A 1,007-nucleotide genomic window follows, 5' to 3' on the forward strand; every position below is an offset into this window, starting at 1 on the left:
GCGTTCACCCGCCCCCTTGGCCCGGCCGCTCACATCGTGCTGAGATGCATCCCCAACGGCACGGACGCCCGTCCCCGTCGCGTTCCCGGCGTGGTGGAGTGCGGTCGTCCCGCCGTGTCGCGGTTCGAGGAACCGCACCCGCACCACCCACCGCACGTCCCCCACCGCTCGGCCGGGGCACGGCGTGTCGGCGGGAACCATCGGCTCGATGAAGCGCCAAGGGGAGGGCACAGTGGCGGACACCGCCATGGCGAACGGTGACCTGCAGGATGACGGGGACCCGTTGACGGGAGCGGTGTGGCGACTCCGGTCCCGCGGCTGCTGGGCGGAGGCGGCCGATCTGGTCGCGGAACGCGACGGCGAACCGGGGGCGGCCCTGCTGCGGGCGATGCTGCTGGGTGAGGGGTGCCTGTACACCGGTGAGGGGTGGGAACGGGCGGAGGACGCCCTGCGGGCCGCGGAGGCGGTGCCGACGGACGACGAGGGGCGTGGCGCCGCCGCCTGCGAGCGGGGCCACCTGGCCTGGGCCTCGACGCTGCTGGGGGTGCGGGACCGGACCGATGAGGCGCGGGCGGCACTGGGCCGGGCGGCCGCGCTGCTGCCCCCCGACAGCCCCCGGCGGGCCCTGTTGGACTACCGACGGGGCCTGCTCGGCGAGTACCTGAGCGATGGCCCGCAGGGGGCCGAGGCGGCCTACCGGCGGGCGCACGCCGCGGCGGCGGCCCGTGGGGACCTGCTGCTGCTCTCCGGCACCTGGCGGCAGTTGGGCGGGCTGGCGCTGCACTCCGACGACCTCGGCGAGGCCCGCCGCGCCTTCCGCGAGTCGCTGCGCCTGCGGGAGGAGTTGGGCTTCCTGGTGGGCATCGCGCCGGCCCTGGAGGCGCTGGCCTCGGTGGAGTCGGGACGGGAGGCGGAACGGCTGCGGGAGGAGGCCCGTCGGCTGTTCCGGATGCTGGGCGGGGTACCCCGCTGGTTGGCGCCCCGGCTGGGGATCGCCTGACCCGGGT

1 protein-coding gene is annotated in these 1,007 nt (G+C 76.6%); it reads left to right on the forward strand.

Going from position 1 to position 1,007, the window contains the following annotated elements; all coding sequences use genetic code 11:
- Positions 1-247 precede the first annotated feature (247 nt).
- Positions 248-1,000, forward strand: a complete 753-nt coding sequence (locus FNQ90_RS24625; RefSeq protein WP_182608355.1) for a hypothetical protein — start codon at positions 248-250, stop codon at positions 998-1,000.
- The last annotated feature ends 7 nt before the right edge of the window (positions 1,001-1,007 follow it).

This window comes from Streptomyces alkaliphilus, from assembly GCF_014141535.1.
In the GTDB taxonomy this organism is placed as follows: Bacteria; Actinomycetota; Actinomycetes; order Streptomycetales; family Streptomycetaceae; genus Streptomyces; species Streptomyces alkaliphilus.

Bases quoted from the DNA above. Each gene is read 5' to 3' on its own strand.
- FNQ90_RS24625 (WP_182608355.1), top strand. From the start codon at position 248: ATGGCGAACGGTGACCTGCAGGATGACGGGGACCCGTTGACGGGAGCG.